We start from the raw sequence: 20,094 nt of genomic DNA, 5'->3' as shown, positions 1-20,094 counted from the left end.
CAAAGCCATGAGTTCGTCTTACACACGTTTGTCGGGGGACTTGTCGGCGCGTGCCGGCAGCCGGTACGGCATTGTCGTTGGGCGTTTCAACGACTTCATCAGCGAGCGTCTGTTGGCCGCCGCCGTTGACACCTTGCGCCGGCACGGCGTGGCCGACACAGACATCACCGTGGCCTGGGTGCCGGGGGCGTTCGAATTGCCGCTGGCGGCCAAGCGTCTGGCGGAGTCCGGGCGCGTTGACGCGTTGATCGCACTCGGTTGCGTGATCCGTGGCGCCACGCCGCATTTCGATTTCGTCGCTGGCGAGTGCGCCAAGGGCGTGTCCGCGGTGGCGCTCGGCAGTGGTCTGCCGGTGGCATTTGGGGTGCTGACGGTGGACAGCATCGAACAGGCCATCGAGCGGGCGGGTACCAAGGCCGGCAACAAGGGCGCTGATGCTGCCCTGTCGGCGCTGGAGATGGTGAATCTGCTGGCTGCGATCGGCTGACGGAGCATATGCACAGATGTCCCGAGCCCGTTCCAAGGCGCGCCGCGGCGCGCTGCAGGCGCTGTATCAGTGGCAGCTGTCGGGTGACGACAGTTTGTCCAGCATCGAAGCGCAGCTACTCGCCGAGCGGGAATTGGGTGATATCGACGTCGACTATTTCCACGAACTGCTGACCCAGGTCGACCGTCGTTGGGCGGAGTTCGACACCCGTCTGGCGCCCATGCTCGATCGACCGCTGGAGCAGCTGGACCCGGTTGAGCGCGCCATCCTGTGGCTGGGGCTGTATGAGCTTGATGCGCGCTGGGATATACCGTTTCGGGTGGTCATCAGCGAGGCGCTTGAGCTGGCCAAGCAGTTCGGAGGCGATCAGGCGCACCGCTACGTGAACGCGGTGCTGGACCGCTTGGCGCGCGAATTGCGCGTCGCAGAACGCGCGCTTTAGCGGTCTCTGCGACCTTCCCCCTGGCTTGTGCCGCCATGCCCGGTGAATTTGAGCTCATTGCCCGACATTTCTCCGGGCTGACGCCGGTCAGACCCGATGTCGCGCTTTCGGTGGGCGATGACGCTGCATTACTCACCCCGCCTAGCGGCCAGGAGCTGGTTGCCACCGTCGATAGCCTGGTCGAAGGCGTCCATTTTTTTGCCGACTGCCCGCCCGCGGCGCTGGGCCACAAGGCCCTGGCAGTGAATTTGTCGGATCTGGCGGCGATGGGCGCGCGGCCGGCATGGGTTCTGCTCGCGCTTGCCCTGCCGGGCGTGGACGACGTTTGGTTGACCGCCTTCAGCGATGGTTTTGGCGCCCTGGCGCGCACCTGTGGCGTCAGTCTGGTGGGCGGCGATACCTGCCGCGGGCCGCTGACGGTGACGGTGACGGCGCTTGGATTTGTGCCGCAGGGTCAGGCGCTGCGCCGCGGTGGCGCTCAGGTAGACGATGCCGTTTATGTGAGCGGCGAAGTCGGTGCCGCCGGCCTTGCCGTACGGGCCCGGCGCGGGTCGCTTGAACTGCCGCCTTTACTGGCGACACATGCCGCGCAGCGGCTCGACTACCCACAGCCGCGGGTGGCTCTGGGCCTGGCGCTGCGCGGCCTGGCCAGCGCCGCCATTGATATCTCGGACGGCCTGCTGGCCGATCTTGGACACCTGTGCCTGGCCAGTGGCGTCGGTGCACGGCTGGATGCTGCCCGCCTGCCGCTGCCGGCCGGCGCGCTTCAGCTGAGTTCCTGCGAGGCGCTGATCAGTGCCGGGGACGATTACGAGCTGTGTTTTACGGTACCGCCAGATCATGAGTCGGCGCTCGCTGCGGCGGCCCGGACTGTTGGCTGTCCGATTGCCTGCGTGGGCCACATAGAGGCAACGCCAGGGGTGCGCCTGATTGGCGCGGACGGCGTGGCGCGGCTGCCGGTTTTGGCGGGCCATGACCACTTCCGCTAACAGGCCGCGGCGGCCGCCGGCCGGCGTGCTGCGCGATCCGGCCTGCATGATTGCGCTTGGGTTCGGGGCCGGACTTGCGCCACGCGCGCCGGGCACCTGCGGGGCCTTGCTCGGTTTGCCACTGGCGGCGGCGCTGACCTTGTTATCCGTGCCACTGGCCGCCGGTGTGCTGGCATTACTAAGCGGGCTGGGTGTCTGGTGTTGCGGGGTCGCCGGGCGGCGGCTGGGCGTGTCGGACCACCCGGCCATCGTCTGGGACGAGGTGGTCGGCATGACACTGACCCTGCTGGCAGTGCCGCTGTCCTTGCCGCACTATGCGCTCGGCTTCGCGTTGTTTCGTGTGTTTGACATTCTCAAGCCGTGGCCAGTCGGCGCGCTTGACCGGCAGGTTGGCGGCGGACTTGGCGTGATGCTGGATGACCTTGCCGCCGCGCTGCTGGCCGGGGTGACATTGCAGCTGGCGCAATTGGCGGGGGTGCTGCCGCAGTAAGCGCGTCTCGATGGGCGGATTCAGTCGGTAATCGCCTCACGCTTTTGCGCTGGACTCGAGCCACGCTTCTCCAGCCGGTAGGCGAGTTGGCGACGGCTGATGCCAAGTCGTCGCGCAGCTTTGGCAAGGTTGCCATCGGCTTGTTCGATGGCGATATCCATCAAGGTCTGCTCTACCGCGTCCAGCCCCATTCCCGACGCGGCATCGGTTTCCAGCAGCGGTGCAAGTCGATCTCGCAGCGTGCTATCGGCATCCTCGGGTGTTTTTCCGCGCCCGGCCAGGTGACCGCTGGCGTCGATGCCAAATGTCACCGGCGATGCCGCTTGAGGGGAGGTGAACAAATGCGGGACGCCGATCGGTTCGTTATCGTCCGCCAGCAGTACGCCGCGCTCGATCATGTTTTCAAGCTCCCGGATGTTGCCCGGGAATGCGAAATTCAGCAGCGCTTCCACCGCCTCAGCCGCAAAACCGCTGATCGCTTTGCCGTGTCGACGGCTGAAGCGATGTACGAAATGGCGCATCAACAGTGGAATGTCGTCGCGTCGCTCGCGCAGTGGCGGGATACGTACCGGGAAGGTGGTGAGGCGGAAGTAGAGATCCTCGCGAAAGCTGCCTTTTGCGACGGCGTCTTTCAAATCGATATTGGTGGCGGCCAGCAAGCGGACGTTGACCTGGCGCGTATGGCTGTCGCCGACACGCTCGATTTCGCCCTCCTGCAAGGCTCGCAACAGTTTGGCCTGAGCGCCCAGGGTCAGGCTGCCGATCTCGTCCAGAAACAGGGTGCCTTCGTTGGCCCGTTCGAAACGGCCGGGGCGGGACTCGCTGGCGCCGGTGTAGGCGCCCTTGACCACGCCGAACAGCTCGGCTTCGATCAGCGTTTCCGGCAGGGCAGCGCAATTGACCGCCACGAATGGCTGAGCGGCGCGTGGCCCCATGCGATGCAGCATGCGCGCAAACACCTCTTTGCCGACGCCGGTTTCGCCCAGGAACAACACCGTGACGTCGGTTGGCGCGGCCTTGCCCAGCAGGTGCAGGGCGGCGCCAAAGCCTGCTGATATTCCAACCACGTCTACGTCTGGCCCGGGTACTGCCGAATCCGCATCCGGGTCGTCGGCTGCGTTGTTGAAGCGATTGACGAAGTCTTGCGGCCGAAAGTAGAGCGGCTTCTCGCGGCGCAGATTCCAGTCCTCGATCGGTCGGCCGACCAGACGGCACTGGGCATGGCCCATGGCTCGGCACTCGACTTCGTCGACAATAATGGGTCGGCCCGCGAAGGCGCTGCTATAGCCGCTGCCATAGCCGACTGCCGTCCAGCACACAGGTTCGGCGCTCACGCCGATGGTTTGCAGGTGGGTGTCCGCTTCCACCGAGTCGCGCAGCAGGAACTCGCCATAGAAAGCATTGGTGGCTTCCTCAACGCGTAGTTCAAGCACCTGCAGCCAGCCGAGGCCGCTCAGAGCGTAAACCTGGGGACCGACAGCGAACACATCAATAAAGGCGCCTTTAGGCTGCACCCGGCGCGCCAGTTCGGCGTCGCGTGTGCCCTCGGCATAACCAACCCGTTTCAGCGCGGTCCGCGCCAGGGTAAAGCCGACCGCCTCGATGAACTCCCGCCGCAAGCTGCCAAAGGCGGTGCCGCGCATCAGGATCGAGCGCTGGTCGTCCAGCCAGATGCGGCCCTCGGACGGGGAAAACCGCAAGCGACCGACCAGATCCTTGACGTCCGGAAAAGCATTGGTATCGCCTTCCCATTGGTAGGTAAGGTTGGCGGCTGCTGTTGTCAGGCGACGCTTGGGATTTTTGGTCATGGCGTTTACAAATTGGTAAGTGGTCGGTTCGGAGTCTAGGTCGAAGTGACATTTTCGTCCATAAAGCGTGGCGATTTTGTGTGGCTATTCGCCTGTTTAATAGCGACAACGGTGAGGAGAGTAAGCATTAAAAGCAAAAACGGTGATATGGCACGGCCGATGCGAGAGTTAACAAGCCTGAGTACCAAAGGGCTGTCGACGGATGCGGCAGTGCGCCGGGTCTGACCAAACATGCCTCGGCGGGCATGTACTGGTCAGTCCGCGCAGCCAGCCAGGGATGGTGTGGCTGCCTGTGTTTACTCATCGGTGAACTGATGAGTCGTGCGGCCTCTCGGCTTCCCCCTTGCTTGAGAGGTCGGGCGAAATCAGTTCTGCCAATCGGCATAACCGGGCCGAAGGCTCGCCTTCGGCCCGGTTTTTTTCCGCCGCTTGCCCAGGCCACCTGGGTTGTTTTCGGGTTGCGCCGTGCGGCCGCGGAAACACGGTTTTTGGTCAGGTTTCGTTATGCCTCGGCAATCGGGGCCACGACCCAGGTTCCTGCCCGCGCTAAGGAGGGCAACAAAGTCGCCATGGAGGGCGACTGGCAGGGTCGCTGATACGTGATGACTAATAGGGTGCTCAGGCGCGGCCGCCGTATAGACCAGGCAGCATCCAGGGGTCTCCGATCCGTGGAGGTTCGCCATGAGTTGTCGGCGTGCGGCGCTAGGCCGCGCCGGCTGCGCTGTGGAATAATGCTCGCGGTATTAAGCACATCAGGCGGGCAGGCATTGCATGGAAGATAACAAGCAAAAAGCGTTGGCCGCTGCGCTTGGGCAGATAGAGCGTCAGTTCGGTAAGGGCGCGGTCATGCGTCTGGGAGACACGGGGGCCGTACGTGATGTGGAGGCGGTCTCCACCGGTTCCCTGAATCTGGACATCGCCTTGGGCGTTGGGGGCTTCCCGCGCGGGCGCATCATTGAAATTTACGGTCCCGAGTCGTCGGGCAAGACCACCATCGCCTTGCAGGCAATCGCGCAGATGCAGCGTCTCGGCGGAACGGCCGCGTTTGTCGATGCCGAGCACGCGCTGGATCCGGCCTATGCCGAAAAGCTCGGGATCAATGTCAACGATTTGCTGATCTCGCAGCCGGATACCGGCGAGCAGGCGCTCGAGATCGTCGACATGCTGGTGCGGTCGTCCGCGGTCGATGTGGTGGTGGTGGACTCAGTGGCGGCACTGACGCCGCGTGCGGAAATCGAAGGCGAGATGGGTGACTCCCACGTCGGGCTGCAGGCGCGCCTGATGTCGCAGGCCCTGCGCAAGCTCACGGCAAGCATCAGCCGTTCCAACACCATGGTGATCTTCATCAATCAGATACGGATGAAGATCGGCGTCATGTTCGGCAGCCCGGAAACCACCACCGGTGGTAACGCACTCAAGTTCTACGCCTCGGTCCGGATCGATATCCGCCGTATCGGTTCCATCAAGAAGGGCGAAGAGGTTATCGGCAACGAGACCCGGGTCAAGGTAGTCAAGAACAAGGTCGCGCCGCCGTTCAGAACCGCCGAGTTCGACATCTTGTACGGCATGGGCGTGTCGCGTGAGGGCGAGATCCTGGACCTTGGCGTCAACCTGGGCCTGATCGAGAAATCCGGGGCCTGGTATTCCTGCAACGGCGAGCGCATCGGGCAGGGCCGCGACAATGTCCGTGAGTACCTGCACAGCAACACGGAACTGGCGCAGCGCCTGGAGACCGATATCCGTGCGCGCATGTTGCCGGCGCCGCGCTCTGCCGAGGCGGCCAGTCCGGCCTGAGCGCGCAGTCCGCGCAACAGGGTGGACGATCCGGTACAGGCGGCTTATGCCCAGGCATTGAAGCTGCTTGCCAGGCGCGAACACAGCCACGGTGAACTCCGGCTCAAGCTCCTGCAGCGTGGCATGGATACGGCGGACATTGCCGCGGCGCTGGAACAGTTGGTACAGCACGGATATCTGTCGGATCTGCGGTATGCGCAGGCGCGGGTCACGGAACTGCTGCGTCGTCGGTACGGGCCGCTGCGGGCCCAGGCTGAACTGCGTGCGCGTGGGATTGACGACGACACCATCGGCAGTGTGTTGGACCTGGAGCAGTCGGACTGGTACACCGCCTGTTGCGAAGTAAGGGAAAACAGATTCGGACGCGCCCCACCGTCGAACGCCGTGGAACGCAGCCGTCAACAGCGACACTTGCAGGCCCGTGGCTTTACTGGCGGGCAGATTCGCCAGGCCCTGGGTAACACCCATAGCGACGACGCATGAAAAGCACTGACATTCGCCGCAGTTTTCTGGAGTTCTTCGCCAAGGAGGGCCACCAGGTGGTGCCGTCCAGCCCGCTGGTGCCGCTTGGCGACGCGACCTTGCTGTTCACCAATGCCGGCATGGTTCAGTTCAAGGATGTTTTCCTGGGCGTGGAGCAACGCCCCTACCATCGCGCCACATCAGCCCAGCGCTGTGTGCGCGCAGGCGGCAAGCACAACGACCTCGACAACGTTGGCTATACCGCGCGCCACCACACGTTCTTCGAGATGCTGGGCAACTTCAGCTTCGGCGATTACTTCAAGCGCGACGCCATTCGCTATGCCTGGACCTTTCTTACCGAAGTGCTGCATCTGCCTGGCGAGCGGTTGTGGGTAACCATTCACCCGGACGACAACGAAGCCGCCGACATCTGGCTGAGCGAGGTCGGCTTCCCGGAAAGCCGCCTGCGACGGATCGCCGGGGATGACAACTTCTGGGCCATGGGCGACGTCGGTCCATGTGGGCCATGTTCGGAGATTTTTTACGACCATGGCCCCGAGGTGACAGGCGGGCCGCCCGGTTCGCCAGACGCGGACGGCGATCGCTATATCGAGATCTGGAACCTCGTGTTCATGCAGTACGAGCGCCTGGCCGACGGAAGCTTGAAGCCCCTGCCCAGCCCGTCGGTGGACACCGGTATGGGTCTGGAGCGCTTGGCGGCGGTGCTCCAGGGCGTACACGACAACTACGACACGGACATCTTCCGCGGCCTGATCGACGCGGCGGCCGAGGTGATCGGCACCCAGGACCGCACTTCGCGCTCGTTGCGAGTGATCGCCGACCATATCCGGTCCTGTGCCTTTCTGATCGCTGACGGCGTACTGCCAGGCAACGAGGGTCGGGGTTACGTGTTGCGGCGCATCATTCGCCGCGCCGTACGGCACGGTGCGCGCCTGGGTGCAGAAGGGACGTTTTTCCATCGCCTGGTACAGGCTTTGGTGGGCGAGATGGGGGATGCTTACCCCGAGTTGGCGGCGGCGCAGACGGCGGTTGAGACTGTCCTGAGGGAAGAGGAAGAACGCTTCGCACAGACGCTTTCCCATGGCCTGGCCATCCTGGAGCGCGATATGAAAAGCCTGGGCGGGCAGCGCATTCCCGGACAGACCGTGTTCCGCTTGTACGACACCTACGGTTTCCCAGTGGACCTGACCGCTGACATCGCCCGTGAGCGCGGCCTCGAACTCGACCTCGACGGTTTCGAGCAGGCCATGACGCGGCAGCGCGAGCGCGCCCGTGCGGCCAGTCAATTTCGGGTGGGTGACGATTTGCGTCTTGGCGACGCTTTGGATGCGGCCGCCGTGGCCGGCCATCGCTTCACCGGCTACGACCATGACCAGGACGAGGCCTCTGTCGTGGCCTTGCTGCAGGACGGCGCGCCAGTGGACCGCCTGGTCGCCGGCAGCCAGGCGACGGTTGTGCTCGATCACACGCCGTTTTACGCCGAATCGGGTGGCCAGGTCGGGGATCGCGGCCAACTCCATGGACCGGGTGGGGTGTTCGAGGTTATGGACACCCGCAAGGAAGGCAATGTGCACTTGCACGTTGGCGCGCTGGGCACAGGCGAACTCGCCGTTGGCGACCGCGTCAGCGCCGGGATCGACGTCGCCCGGCGCACGCGTATCCGGGCCAATCACTCCGCCACTCACTTGCTGCATGCCGCGCTGCGCCAACGGCTGGGCGCGCATGTCACGCAAAAAGGTTCGCTGGTCGATGCCGAACGCCTGCGTTTTGATTTTGCGCACAGCAAGCCGGTGACAGCGGACCAACTGCGCGCGGTCGAGGCGCTGGTCAACGTCCAGGTGCGCGCCAATCTGCCGGTGCAGGCCGAAGACATGGCGTTGGCCGATGCCCAGCAAGTGGGCGCCATGGCGCTGTTTGGCGAGAAGTACGGCGAACGGGTGCGCGTGCTGCGGATGGGCGATTTCTCGGTCGAGCTGTGTGGCGGTACTCACGTCGCGCGCAGCGGCGACATCGGCTTTTTCAAGATCGTCGGCGAGTCGGGTGTGGCCGCCGGCATTCGCCGTATCGAGGCGGTGAGCGCTGAAGGCGCCATGGCTTGGGTGGCAAATGCCGAGGAGCGACTGCGCATCGCCGCCGAGGCCCTGCAGTCCGGTGAGGCCGACCTGCTGGAAAAGCTCGATCAGGTGTTACGCAAGCAGCGCCAACAGGAGAAAGAGCTCGATCAGTTGCGCAGCAGGCTGGCCAGCAGCGCCGGCGATGGCTTGGCCAGCTCAGCGGTGGACGTTGCCGGTATCAAGGTCCTGGCGGTGGTGATTGAAGCCGCCGATGCCAAGGCGCTGCGCGAGCTTGCCGATCAGTTGCGGCAGAAACTCGGCAGCGCCGCGCTGGTTCTGGCCAGTGTGACAGCCGGCAAGGTCAGTCTGGTGGCGGCGGTGACCGCAGATCTGACCGGCCGACTCAAGGCCGGCGACCTGGTTAATGCCGTTGCATTACAGGTTGGCGGAAAGGGCGGTGGCCGGCCGGACATGGCGATGGCCGGCGGGGACCAGCCGGATGCGCTGCCCCAGGCCCTGGCGGGCGTGGCCGAATGGGTGCGGCAGCGCCTCGCCGGTTGAAACTCATCCTTTACGTAGAGGAGCAAGACAGACGATGGCCCTGATCGTGCAGAAGTACGGCGGGACTTCCATGGGCAGTCCGGAGCGTATCGGCGCCGTGGCGGATCGGGTGCTGCGGGCTCGCGACCAGGGCCACCAGTTGGTCGTGGTCGTGTCCGCGATGTCGGGCGAGACCGATCGTCTGATCAAGCTCGCAAAGTCAATCAGCGCCCAGCCACCGGCGCGTGAAATGGACGTGTTGCTGGCCACCGGCGAGCAGGTGGCGATCGCCCTGCTGGCGATGGCGCTGGCCGCGCGTGGCGCGGCCGTGCGTTCCTACACCGGTGCCCAGGTACGCATTCTTACCGACAGCGCGCACAGCAAGGCACGTATCGTCGAGATCGACGACAAACGCCTGCGCCCCAGCCTGGACCGTGGCGAGATAGTGGTTGTCGCGGGTTTTCAGGGCGTGGATGGAAGCGGCAGCATTACCACGCTGGGTCGCGGTGGATCGGACACCACGGCGGTGGCACTGGCGGCGGCACTCAAGGCCGACGAATGCCAGATCTATACCGACGTCGATGGCGTGTATACGACCGATCCGCGGGTGGAACCTCGGGCGCGTCGCCTGGACCGCATTACGTTCGAGGAAATGCTCGAAATGGCTAGCCTGGGGGCCAAGGTATTGCAAATCCGCTCGGTGGAATTTGCTGGCAAGTACCAGGTGCCACTGCGCGTTCTGTCGAGTTTTGTGGACGGCCCTGGCACGCTTATCACCCTGGAGGAACACGGTTTGGAAGACCCGCTTATTTCCGGCGTCGCCTTCAACCGCGACGAAGCACAGATAACCGTGGCCGGTATTCCGGATCATCCGGGCGTCGCATTCAGCATTTTCGGCTCGATCGCGGCGCGCAATATCGAAGTCGACGTCATCGTGCAGAGCATCGGCCAGGATGGCCTGACCGGCCTGAGTTTTACCGTTCACCGCAACGACTATCCGGCAGCCATGGATGTGGTGCGCAAGACCGCGGCCGAACTTGGTGCGCGCGCCGTCAGCGGCGACGACAAAATGGCCAAGGTCTCGCTGGTCGGCGTCGGCATGCGGTCGCATGCCGGGGTGGCGGCCCGGATGTTCGAGGCTCTGGCGGCGGAGGGCGTCAACATCCGCATGATCTCGACTTCGGAGATCAAGATATCCGTGATCGTGGATGAGAAGTACACCGAACTGGCTGTGCGTACCTTGCACGAAGCTTTTGGGCTAGCCTCGCAGCCAGTTTGACAACGAGGCCGTTTGTGTTGAAATGCCCATTGCAGCGGGGCTGGCTACGCCGATATAGACAGTGGGGTCAATGGACGATCCGTCACCGTTCGCAATAACTATATAGAGGGGGCAATATGCTTATTCTGACGCGCCGGGCTGGCGAAACGTTGATGATCGGTGATGGTATTGAAATCACCGTGCTGGGTGCCAAGGGCAATCAAGTACGCCTGGGCGTGAAGGCGCCGCGCGACGTGCCAGTGCACCGGGCCGAAATCTACCAGCGCATCCAGCAGGAAAGGGCTGAAAACACGCTTGTTACGGAAACTGTCGCCGAGAGCTGAATGCTTTGCGTGCAGGGCCGTAAACGGTTATCCTGCGCTCCCTCTCGGAGAGATGGCCGAGCCGGTTGAAGGCGCTCCCCTGCTAAGGGAGTATGGGGCCAAAAGCCCCATCGAGGGTTCGAATCCCTCTCTCTCCGCCAAATCTTTCGAGTTGACGGTGGAGCGACCGGGTTCGAGCCGATTTATTTTTTTTTACGCGCCCGTAGCTCAGTTGGATAGAGTACCTGGCTACGAACCAGGCGGTCGGGAGTTCGAATCTCTCCGGGCGCGCCATTCTCGAGAAAAACCCACCTCCGAGTGGGTTTTTCTGTATTAGGGCCATGGTGCTAGGCGTCGTGAGCTGATCGTCCGAATAGCGTTGCGCAGGATCCCCCTCGGGCGAGGGCTTGCTGAGTGCACGGCGAGTGGCGGGGCCGTGCCTTTACGTTTACCCAGTCGCCGGTCGAGGACGGCTTGGTATGCAGTTGATTCACGTCCGTGTGCCTCAGATAAGGAAGGTCAGGTTGTCGAAGGACTCGTCGCGCTCCTGCAGGGTCACGACTTTCTCGCGGATGCGAAAGCCGTCCTGCGCCGGCCTGAGCCGGTAGCGGGCCACACCGGACAGCAATGCCTGGCGGTGACGGCGCAGCAGGGCCAGGATGAACCGGCACTCGACGTCGATTTCGTCCGCGTGTTCCGCGCCGGGCTGCACCAGCACGTTGCCGATCAGGCGCGTGGTGTGGGTGGGCGGCTGCTGGGCCCAGAAGGCGCGGCTGCCCATGCGGGTCAGACGTTCGCGAAGGCGCGGCGTGTTGTCGTAGATCAGCGCGACGCTGCGCTCGGCCGGACCCTCGTGACCCGACGGCACCCAGTACACGCCGTCCTCGGTGAACAGCCCGACCCAATCTTCGTAGCGGCGCTCGTCGAGCAGCTTGGCTTCCTGATACAAAAAATGCTCGACCGCGGCCTGGTCCGGCGCGGCGGTCATCGGGCGCCCTCCTGCATAAGTTGCAGCCAGCGGCGCCAGATGCCGCGGTGGGCGGTTTCGTCCGACACGTGCGACTGGCGGCCGTGCGCGCCGATTTTTTCTTCCTGATCCAGGCCGCGGTCGTAGTACAGCCACTCCATGCCGGGCGTGCGCAGTAGGCCGTCCCACTGGCGCTGGAACATCTCAATGTCGTCCGGAGCACCGAAGCTGGCCGGGCCGTAGAAGTCCTCGTGCGCGCGAACGCGGGCGGTGTTGATTTCCGGCGCCACGTCTTCCAGCGTCACCGGGTAGGCGAACACTTCGGTGCGGTCGTAGCTGACTGGGTGGATGACGCGAATCTGGTTGTTGATCAGCACCAGGTTCGGGTAGACCAGCAAGTTGAAGCCATCGCCGCCGTTACAGGCGATCACCGTGTCGGCATAGCCCGGTCGGTCGGCATAACGGGCGCGCAGCTTGTCGTGCCAGTCCTGTTCCGACTTAGGCTTTTCGGCACCCAGGATGGCTTTGCGGTCGAAGGCACGAAAATCGATCAGCGCATGGCCATTGCCCAGCGACACGCTCTTGGCAGGGGATTGCGGGCCGACAATGAAGCCCATGCCCCGACCGATGCGGGGCTTGAGCACGTCCTCGAAGAAGCTGTGGTGCACCAGAGCCGGGTGGTAGCCGTCCATGGAGTTCTCCACCTGCTGCTTCCAGTTGCCGCGAAATTGGTAGCGAGTGACGCCGGTCTCCACGCGAATGTTGCCGCTGGGCGACAGGTCGCAGAACAGGTCGAAGAACTCCGCCGCGGCGCCCAGGTGCTCGGGCAGCGTCGGCACGTGCGGATTCAGGCTGGCGAACACGAAGCCGCGGTAGCTGTCGAGTTTGGCGACCGCCACCAGGCCCATCTGCGTCTCGTCGAACACACTCGCCTGACGATCTCGCATCGGCACGCTGACCAGCTTGCCCGAAGGATCAAAGGTCCAGCCATGGTAGGGGCACACGAAGTGTCGGCACGTCCCCTGGGTGTGGTCGTCGGCCAGCGGCACGCCGCGGTGTCGGCAAGCGTTGATGAAGACGTGCAGCGCCCCCTGCACATCGCGCGTCAGCAGCACCGGCTGTGTGCCCAGCGTGGTCGCCTTGTAGCTACCAGGCTCGGACACTTCGCTCTCATGGCCCAAAAACACCCAGGTGCTGGAGAAGACGCGCGTCATCTCCAGATCGAACACCGCCGGATCGACGAACGCTTGGCGTCGCACGCGGTGCGGCTCGATCAGGTGCGTAGGGTTGAAGCGAGTGAAGTGTTCTGCGGGCACGGCTAGTCGGTTTCAGATGGGTTGTGGGATGCGTCGGGGTAGCATCAGGATCAGCGCTATGGATTCGTCAACCGGGCCGCTGGCCGTGGTGGCAGCCTCCGGCGTCGGCCCAGCACCCTTGACCGACTGGTCGTCGATCACCACCCACTGGTCGGTGTACTGCTGGCACAGGGCCTCAATGTTGGCGGCAAGCCAAGCGCGGTTGCGCAGCATCTGCCGCAGTCGCCTGCGGTACGGCGTGATGGTGTGTAGCCCGGCGGCAATGCTAGGAGCGGTCTGAGGCATCGTCTTTCTCTCCATCAGCGGGCCAGGCCCATGCTGCGCAGCACCGCTTGCGCCTGCTCGGTCTGACGCGGCACGGCGAGGCCGCGTGTGTAGCCGTCGTTGTGGGGCGCCAACGGCTCGGTCAGATCAAACACGGTGAAACTGGTCTGGCCGACACCGCCGGAGGTTGATTGCTCCGACGGGTCCAGAAAGCACCCTGGCAGCCCTTCCACGACGAATAGATCGCGACTGCCCTGAAAGCGCACCGACAGGGCCCAGATCAGGTCATTCATGTTGCGCGGATCCAGGTCGTCGTCGACCACGATGAGGTTCTTGATCAGCCGCCCAGCGCGGCTGCCACGAGTAGCCATGGCCAGTTGGCGCACCAGGCCTGCACGATTTTGCGCCTTGCGGATCGTGATCACGGTGGTGAATCCTTCGGTTCCCAGCACCGCTACGTCGGCCACTTCCGGCACCAGGGCGCGCACTTGTGAGTAAATGTTGGCTGCGTATACCAAGTGGTCAACGTTGTGCCCCTCGGTGGGCTCACGACCCATGTACATATATTGATAGATGGCATCCGGGCGCATGCTGACCGAGACCACATCGAGCTGGGGCAGGTAAAACAGCCCCGAATGAAAACCGGGGAATTCCGAGAACGGGCCCTCCAACAGGCGCTCGGTGGGGTGGTAGTAACCCTCGATGACGATTTCGGCGCTGGCCGGCAACAGCAGTTGCGGAAACTGGCGCGAACGCACCATTTTCAGTTTCTGTCCGGTCAGCGCGCCCCAGTATTCGTATTCGGCCACGCCGTCGGGCGCCGGCATCTGCGCGCACAGGTAGTACAGCGGGTCGGCGCCGATAACGATGGCGACCGGTGCCGGCTCGCCGCGGGCGAACCACTCCCCCAGGATTTGCCCCTCGTGCTGGGCGACTTTCATGGCCAGGACACTCAGCCGGTCCGGGCCCTGTAGCTGGTAGCGACGAATCGCAATGTTCTGCCAGCGCCCATCCGGCGTGCGCACGTGGCTGATGCCGGCGGTGATATACGGCGGATTCTCGAACGCGCTGGTGGTGGGAATCGGCAACGCGGTCAGGTCGATATCGCCCCGCATAACCAGTTCCTGAAACGGCGCCGAGTCAACGATTTCCGGCTCCACCCGGCGATTGTCGGCCACCACGTCGAATACATGGCGCGGGTACTCGTCCAGGCTGCGACCGAGCGCCAGCGCCATGCGCGTCGGCGTGGTCATGCCGTCGTGAAATACGCGCCAGGCCGGGTAATCCGTGATCGCGTTGTGCAAAACGGCTGGCCCGGAGCGGTCGGCCACCTGCTGCGACACAAAAGCGATGTCGTTACGCAAGTCCACTGGGGCGTGGTTGACGTGCAGTTCGCGATGTTGTTCAAGCAGCGCCAGCCAGTCGCGCAGATCGTGGCAAGGCGTTGCCAGTTTGGGGTTCTCGTCCGCTTTCATCAGTCTGACCTCCAGGTGGAACAGCTCGCCAGTGCCTGTCCCCGTTAGGGGCAAGCACTGGCGGTTAGCCTTTAATGCGACTGGACGAAGCTACCCACGGCGGCGGAAAAATCGCTCGGATACTCGATCATGGCCCAATGCCCGCAGTGCGGCACGATGTAGCCCCAGGAGTTCTTGATCAGCTCGAGGAAGCGGTACGCGGATTCGAGCGGCACCACCAGGTCGAGCTTGCCGTTGACCACCAGCGTCGGCTGGCTGACGCGGGCGATGAACTCTTCCGGGTAGAACAGGCCGCCCTGCTGGCGCACCCACTGCATGGTGGCTGCGTAGGAGGTCTTGTTCTTCGGATCGACCGAATTCTTCCAGCGGTACTGGACCATTTCGTCGGTGATCGGGAAGTCCGGGTTGGCCAGCGACTTGATCAGGCGGACCATGCCTTCCGGCGTGTAGTCGTAGCCGACCACCGGCTGTAGAGCCGCATTGATTTCGGAGTTCAGGCCGGCGCTGCCCATCAGGATCAGCTTGTCGACCAGGTCCGGGTATTCGACCGCCACGCCCATGGCCGTGGCGCCGCCCATGGAGTTGCCGACCAGGCTGGCCTTCTTGTAGCCCAGCGCCTTGATGAAGCCGGCGATATGGTCGTAGCGGGATTTCTGGGAATACTCGAAAGTGGCCGGGTCGGGGCTGTCGGTACCACCGAAGCCGACCATGTCCACGGCGATGGTGCGAAAGTGCTTGCCAAACAGCGGCAGGCAGCCGAACCAGTTGCCGTAGCCGTTGGCGCCGGCGCCGCCGCCGTGGATCAGGATCAGCGGCTCTCCGCTACCCTGTTCGATGTAACAGGTCTTGATCCCGTTAACGTCGATGAATTTCTTCTCGTACTGCGCGTCGTTCATCACGTACTCCTCGTGTGTGATGGTGGGGAAAATTGATCGTGGAAAACCATGCAGGCAGTGGCAACCTCCAGCGCCAGCTTGGCTATATCGCCGCACCGGCTGGGAAGCCGTCGATAGCAGGGCGTCCGGTCGCTGCTCACGGGCTGCCCCCGGCCAGGGCCTGTGTCTGGATCCCGCGCGCGCAACGGCTGGACAGCCGGCGCCATTCGAGCAGGTTACGGTCCTGCTCGAACAACTGCTCCTCCAGCCAGCCCCAGTCGTCGGCGTAGAACTCCTGCATCGCTTCGCGGGCCCACAGGTCGTCGTCGTTGATGCCGCGCAGGGCCAGCGGTTCGTGCAGGGCGGCGCATTCGGCGTGGAAGTCGGCTTCCTGCTGCGGGGTGGTGACGCCGCATTTCTCGATCACCTGGTAGTACATGTGGTGGTCGTCGTCGTGCGGGGTGTAGAACTCGTACTGCACCATGTCGGCTTCGGGATGGTGCTCGACGCTCAGAATCCCCGGCATCCATAGCGAGATGGTGTGGATGGTGTTGTGCTTGCCGGTCGGGGCGCGCGTGCGCAGCACGGTCTGGCCACCCAGGGTGGCCTCGAACAGTGGCCGGTAGTGCTTGACCATGTTGTCGACCACGCCGCGCGGGGCGGCCGGGTCCTCGCGCAGGTCCAGTTGCAACTCACCAGCACTGGCGAAGCCCAGCGGCAAAGCCGAGTCGCGCCCGGCGATGAACGGCGAGTCTTTGTGGATGAAGATGTGCGTGGTGTCGAAGCCGTTCTCGGCCCCCAGGCGCCAGTTGGCCTTGACCAGCCGGCGGATGCCATAGGCGGCGCGGTCGGCGTCCAGGAATCCGGGTGGCAGGTCGGTGTCCAGCGACGGGGCTTCGATATCGCCCAGGAAAACGAACACCAGGCCCTTGGCTTCGTGCGCCGGGTAGGTCTTCAGCGCGCGGGTGCCGATCATCTTGCTCGACGGATCGGTCAGGATGTCGCACAGCTTGCCGTCGGCCCACTGATAGGTCCAGCCGTGGTACCAGCACGAGATGGTGTCCTTGCTATAGCACTCGATCTTTTGCGACAGCGGCACGCCGCGATGTAGGCATTGGTCCTTGATGCAATAAATCTTGCCGTCGATGCGCCGCAGCAGCAGGGACTCGCCCAGTAGCTTGGTGGGCCTGACCTCGCCCTCGGCCAGATCGGCTGCGAACAACGCCGGGTACCAGTGGTTGCGAAAACCGAGTTTGGCCTCGTAGTACGGCCGCCAGTCGCGGATTTGCTGGCCGATGTCGGGGTTAACGAGCGGTTTGTTCACGCAGGGCTCCGGTTCAGACGTGGTACAGGTCGAGCGTGGTGTCGACCAAGTCGTTGGTCAACACGATGGTTTTGTGGGCGATGCGCCAGCTGCCGGCTTCAAGGCGCAGCGTGTGCCGGTAGCTGCCGGCGTAGGACCAGGTGCGTCGGGCCCGGTAGACCTGCGTGTGCCAGCGCGAGTCCACCACGGCGGCGCCTGTACTGAACTGAGTCACACGCACGCTGCCGATCAGGTGCGAGGTGCGCGGCAGTGGGGTCGAGGCAGCTGAATCGCCACTACTCCAGCGCCAGGCCCGGTCCGATAGCGCCGGCTTGCCTTCCACATAGAACAGCGATACCTCGCGCATTGGGTCGCGCGTGAGCTGGTGCTCGGCGTCCCACGCCGGCGCCCACAACACCGCGTCGTCGGTGTACAGGGCCAGCCAGTCGTCCCAGCGCTGCTCGTCGAGACACGCGGCTTCCTCGTGCAGCACGTCGCACAGCGCCTGCCAGGTGGCGAAGTCAGGTGCTCCGCTCATGCGCTGTTACGGGTCATCAAGCGCAGCCATTCGTCGTACTGGCTCATGGTGCAGCCCTCGTAGCCGATGATGCCGCTGCTCTCCAGCGGGATGCCCAGGCCGCGGGCCACCTCGTCGTCGCCACTGACGCGGTTATGCAGGCCGAACGCAATGAAACTGTCGTCGGCATCGGCCCCGAGCGCGCCCTGGTGGCACTGCTCGAATTCTTCGTTGTCGTCCGGCGTGCCCATGCCGCTGGCCATGAAGAATTCCTCGAACTGTCGCAGCCGGTGGCTGCGCTCTCGGTCGCTTTCGGTTACCGGCGCCATGCAGTAGAAGGTGATTTCCGTGCGATCCACCGCCACCGGGCGGAAAGTGCGGATCAGGGTCGCCATCTGGTCCAGCATGTGCAGGTTCGGGTACACGGACAGGTTGCGAAAAATGCTGGTCATCCACTCGGCCCGCGCGGGGCCGAACTGGGCCTTGAGACGCTCTCGTTGCTGGTAGATGGGACGGGCCTCGGGATTCGGGAAGTTGAACCAGATACTGGTGTGGCCGTGGCCGAAGGTCCATTGGCCCCCACGCTTCTCGTGCATCTTGTCTATCTGCAGCGTACGCACCGCGGCCGAGCGTTCGTTCTTGCGTTTGGAGACGCCCAACAGGGATTTGTGGGCGTAATCCGGGTGCAGGCCATCGCCGCCGCCGTTCTCCAGCATCAGTTTCCAGTTGCCGTGGTAGAGGCAGGTGGAGGCACCGGGCAGAAGCGTGATGCCGTCCGGACACTGGTCGACCAGCATGTCGATGAAGGTGGCGGCACCGCCCAGGTGGTCGTTCAGCGACGGCACGTCCGGGCTCAGGCTGGCGTAGACGAAGCCGCGGTAGCACTCGACCCGGGCGATGCGCCGCAGGCTGATGTCTCCGGTCGAGAAGTCGGCCGGGTAGCCCTGCTCGGCGCGCTGCACCCACAGCGCCTTGCCGTCGGCGTCGAAGGTCCAGCCGTGGTAGGTGCAGGCGTGGTGCTTGCGGTTGCCACGCTCGGTGCGGCACAGGCGGGCGCCGCGGTGCGGGCAGGCATTGAGGAAGCCCTGAATCTTGCCCTCGCCATTGCGCTGCACGAACACTGCGCGGCGGCCCATCCAGGTGCTGAAATAATCGTAAGGTTTGGGCAACTGGCTCTCGTGGCACAGGAAGATCCACGAGCCCTCGAAAATGCGTTCCAGTTCCAGCTCATACAGCTCCGGGTCGGTGTACAGCGAGCGGTTGACGCGGTAGATGCCTTCGTCCGGCCGGCGGTCGAACAGGCTGGCCAGGTAGGTCGGCGAGCCCTTGTCCACGGGCGCGCCACGGTGCGGTGCGTTCATAGCGTGACTCCGACGTTGACGGGAGGTAGTGGGCGATTCAGCCCCGACGCCGGGCGTGCTGGATGCCGTGGTTGTGCTCGCTGGCCAGCTTGCGCCAGGCCATGATGCAGGCATCGGCCTCGAACAGCTGTTCTTCCAGCCAGCCCCAGTCGTCCTGGTAGAACGGCTGCGTGGCTTCGCGGGCCCAGATGTCGTCGTCGTTGAAGCCGTGCGCGTACAGGTCTTTCCACAGGGCTTCGTACTCGGCGGCGAACTCGGCGTCCGCGTCCGGCCCCTCGACCACCTTGGTCGAGCAATGGATATACCAATGGCTGTCGGCGTCGCGTGGCACATACCACTCGAAATGGATCAGCTCCGGGTCCGGGAACGGGTCGACCTTGAGTACGCCGGGCATCCACAGGGATATCTCGTTGGCGATGCGCTTGTCGCCGCCGTGGATGGCCCGGCGCACCACCTCGCCGTGTACGCTGCCCTCGAAATGCGGCACGCCGCGCTCGGCCAGCAGATCGAAAATGCCGATGTTGCCACCCCCGGTGTGGCGGACCTCGAACAGCGGCTCGGTGTTGTCGGGCTTGGGTGCAAAACCCAGAGGCAGCATGGTCTGGTTGCCGCGAATTAGCCGCGAGTCCTTGTGGATGAAGATGTGCGTGGTGTCGAAGCCGTTCTCGGCGCCAATGCGCCAGTTGGCATTCACCAAGCGACGCAGCGGCTGCACCCGCCGGTTCGGTTCGTCGAAGCCGGGCGGCAGGTCGCTTCCGATGGGGGTGGGCTCGGTATCGCCCAGGAACACGAACACCAAACCCTGCACCTCCTGGGCCGGGTAGGTTTGCAGGGCGCGGGTACCGATCACTTTGCTCGACGGATCGGTCAGGATGTCGCACAGCTTGCCGTCGGCCCACTGGTAGGTCCAGCCGTGGTACCAGCAGGTGATGGTGTCCTTGCTGTAACACTCGAGCTTGCGTGACAGCGGCACGCCGCGATGTAGGCATTGGTCCTTGATGCAGTAGACCTTGCCATCAATGCGATTGATCAACAGCTTTTCACCGGCCAGCTCGAACGGCACCGGCTTGCCTTCGGCCACTTCGCTGCTGTTCAGGGTCGGATACCAATGGTTGCGAAAGCCGAGTTTGGCTTCGGCATAGCCGCGCCAGTCGCGGATGCGGTCCAGGACTTCGGGATTGACCAGAGGAGTTGCGGGAGTATTCATGCGTGTCCTTGCGTGGGAGTCGAGACTGAATCCGTTCAGAAGTCCATAAGGCCCCGATAACCGCGCCAGAAGGAGCGGATCAGGGCTTCGTCGACCAGGCTATCGGTGCTGTCCGTGCCGCGTCCGCCGAGGGCGTCGTAG

At 64.0% G+C, this 20,094-nt stretch carries 19 protein-coding genes and 2 tRNA genes; 11 read left to right on the top strand and 10 right to left on the bottom strand.

All coding sequences use genetic code 11. The features are described 5' to 3' along the window. Nucleotides 1–7: 7 nt before the first annotated feature. From ribE to ABZF37_RS04400, 4 genes are read left to right on the top strand one after another with little or no spacing between them, the layout of a single operon-like run. Nucleotides 8–487, top strand: a complete 480-nt coding sequence (ribE, locus tag ABZF37_RS04415; RefSeq protein WP_372717178.1) for a 6,7-dimethyl-8-ribityllumazine synthase — start codon at nucleotides 8–10, stop codon at nucleotides 485–487. Between the two features lie 16 nt (nucleotides 488–503). Beyond that, complete coding sequence (nusB, locus tag ABZF37_RS04410) at nucleotides 504–929, top strand: transcription antitermination factor NusB (protein WP_372717176.1); 426 nt, start codon at nucleotides 504–506, stop codon at nucleotides 927–929. Nucleotides 930–964: 35 nt separating this feature from the next. Further along, on the top strand, nucleotides 965–1,918 hold the full coding sequence (gene thiL, locus ABZF37_RS04405; protein ID WP_372717174.1) for a thiamine-phosphate kinase: 954 nt from the start codon (nucleotides 965–967) through the stop codon (nucleotides 1,916–1,918). Then, entirely contained in the window at nucleotides 1,902–2,408 is a 507-nt protein-coding gene (locus ABZF37_RS04400) for a phosphatidylglycerophosphatase A (RefSeq protein WP_372717172.1), read from the top strand. The genes thiL and ABZF37_RS04400 overlap by 17 nt, the downstream gene beginning before the upstream one ends. Nucleotides 2,409–2,428: 20 nt before the next feature. Here the strand turns inward: ABZF37_RS04400 and ABZF37_RS04395 are convergent, their stop codons facing one another. Beyond that, nucleotides 2,429–4,216, bottom strand: a complete 1,788-nt coding sequence (locus ABZF37_RS04395; protein ID WP_372717170.1) for a sigma 54-interacting transcriptional regulator — start codon at nucleotides 4,214–4,216, stop codon at nucleotides 2,429–2,431. A gap of 771 nt (nucleotides 4,217–4,987) precedes the next feature. Here ABZF37_RS04395 and recA point away from each other — a divergent pair. The 7 genes from recA to ABZF37_RS04360 all read left to right on the top strand — a co-directional run bounded on the left by recA (nucleotide 4,988) and on the right by ABZF37_RS04360 (nucleotide 10,962). Next, nucleotides 4,988–6,010 carry a recombinase RecA gene (recA, locus tag ABZF37_RS04390; protein WP_372717168.1) on the top strand — a complete coding sequence of 341 codons (1,023 nt, stop codon included), beginning with the start codon at nucleotides 4,988–4,990 and terminating at the stop codon, nucleotides 6,008–6,010. A gap of 21 nt (nucleotides 6,011–6,031) precedes the next feature. Beyond that, entirely contained in the window at nucleotides 6,032–6,493 is a 462-nt protein-coding gene (locus ABZF37_RS04385; protein ID WP_372717166.1) for a regulatory protein RecX, read from the top strand. Further along, nucleotides 6,490–9,108, top strand: coding sequence for an alanine--tRNA ligase (gene alaS / locus ABZF37_RS04380; protein ID WP_372717164.1), 2,619 nt, complete (start codon nucleotides 6,490–6,492; stop codon nucleotides 9,106–9,108). The genes ABZF37_RS04385 and alaS overlap by 4 nt, the downstream gene beginning before the upstream one ends. A gap of 34 nt (nucleotides 9,109–9,142) precedes the next feature. Further along, nucleotides 9,143–10,366, top strand: coding sequence for an aspartate kinase (locus ABZF37_RS04375; protein WP_372717162.1), 1,224 nt, complete (start codon nucleotides 9,143–9,145; stop codon nucleotides 10,364–10,366). Nucleotides 10,367–10,482: 116 nt separating this feature from the next. Next, nucleotides 10,483–10,689 (top strand): carbon storage regulator CsrA, encoded by a 207-nt coding sequence (gene csrA, locus ABZF37_RS04370; RefSeq protein ID WP_372717160.1) that lies wholly within the window; start codon nucleotides 10,483–10,485, stop codon nucleotides 10,687–10,689. 46 nt (nucleotides 10,690–10,735) lie between these two features. Further along, nucleotides 10,736–10,829 (top strand) — tRNA-Ser (locus ABZF37_RS04365). Between the two features lie 56 nt (nucleotides 10,830–10,885). Further along, a tRNA-Arg gene (locus tag ABZF37_RS04360) sits at nucleotides 10,886–10,962 on the top strand. Between the two features lie 211 nt (nucleotides 10,963–11,173). Here the strand turns inward: ABZF37_RS04360 and ABZF37_RS04355 are convergent. The 9 genes from ABZF37_RS04355 to ABZF37_RS04315 all read right to left on the bottom strand — a co-directional run bounded on the left by ABZF37_RS04355 (nucleotide 11,174) and on the right by ABZF37_RS04315 (nucleotide 19,953). After that, complete coding sequence (locus ABZF37_RS04355) at nucleotides 11,174–11,656, bottom strand: aromatic-ring-hydroxylating dioxygenase subunit beta (RefSeq protein WP_372717158.1); 483 nt, start codon at nucleotides 11,654–11,656, stop codon at nucleotides 11,174–11,176. Continuing rightward, complete coding sequence (locus ABZF37_RS04350; protein ID WP_372717156.1) at nucleotides 11,653–12,951, bottom strand: aromatic ring-hydroxylating dioxygenase subunit alpha; 1,299 nt, start codon at nucleotides 12,949–12,951, stop codon at nucleotides 11,653–11,655. Before ABZF37_RS04350 ends, ABZF37_RS04355 begins: the two co-directional genes overlap by 4 nt. Before the next feature lie 12 nt (nucleotides 12,952–12,963). Then, entirely contained in the window at nucleotides 12,964–13,236 is a 273-nt protein-coding gene (locus tag ABZF37_RS04345; protein WP_372717154.1) for a hypothetical protein, read from the bottom strand. A gap of 14 nt (nucleotides 13,237–13,250) precedes the next feature. Beyond that, a complete protein-coding gene (locus tag ABZF37_RS04340; protein ID WP_372717152.1) occupies nucleotides 13,251–14,690 on the bottom strand; it encodes a UbiD family decarboxylase in 1,440 nt (479 codons plus the stop codon). Nucleotides 14,691–14,761: 71 nt separating this feature from the next. Then, complete coding sequence (locus ABZF37_RS04335; RefSeq protein WP_372717150.1) at nucleotides 14,762–15,586, bottom strand: alpha/beta fold hydrolase; 825 nt, start codon at nucleotides 15,584–15,586, stop codon at nucleotides 14,762–14,764. A 136-nt stretch (nucleotides 15,587–15,722) separates the two neighbouring features. Beyond that, nucleotides 15,723–16,889 carry a Rieske 2Fe-2S domain-containing protein gene (locus ABZF37_RS04330; protein WP_372717148.1) on the bottom strand — a complete coding sequence of 389 codons (1,167 nt, stop codon included), beginning with the start codon at nucleotides 16,887–16,889 and terminating at the stop codon, nucleotides 15,723–15,725. 13 nt (nucleotides 16,890–16,902) lie between these two features. After that, complete coding sequence (locus tag ABZF37_RS04325) at nucleotides 16,903–17,406, bottom strand: aromatic-ring-hydroxylating dioxygenase subunit beta (RefSeq protein ID WP_372717146.1); 504 nt, start codon at nucleotides 17,404–17,406, stop codon at nucleotides 16,903–16,905. Continuing rightward, nucleotides 17,403–18,746, bottom strand: coding sequence for a Rieske 2Fe-2S domain-containing protein (locus ABZF37_RS04320; RefSeq protein ID WP_372717143.1), 1,344 nt, complete (start codon nucleotides 18,744–18,746; stop codon nucleotides 17,403–17,405). Before ABZF37_RS04320 ends, ABZF37_RS04325 begins: the two co-directional genes overlap by 4 nt. Nucleotides 18,747–18,783: 37 nt before the next feature. Continuing rightward, nucleotides 18,784–19,953 carry a Rieske 2Fe-2S domain-containing protein gene (locus tag ABZF37_RS04315; RefSeq protein WP_372717141.1) on the bottom strand — a complete coding sequence of 390 codons (1,170 nt, stop codon included), beginning with the start codon at nucleotides 19,951–19,953 and terminating at the stop codon, nucleotides 18,784–18,786. Nucleotides 19,954–20,094: the final 141 nt, after the last annotated feature.

It is taken from the genome of Immundisolibacter sp. (assembly GCF_041601295.1).
GTDB lineage: Bacteria > Pseudomonadota > Gammaproteobacteria > Immundisolibacterales > Immundisolibacteraceae > Immundisolibacter.
The sequence above is the reverse complement of the archived record's forward strand: the minus strand, read 5'-3'. Positions and strand labels throughout refer to the sequence as shown.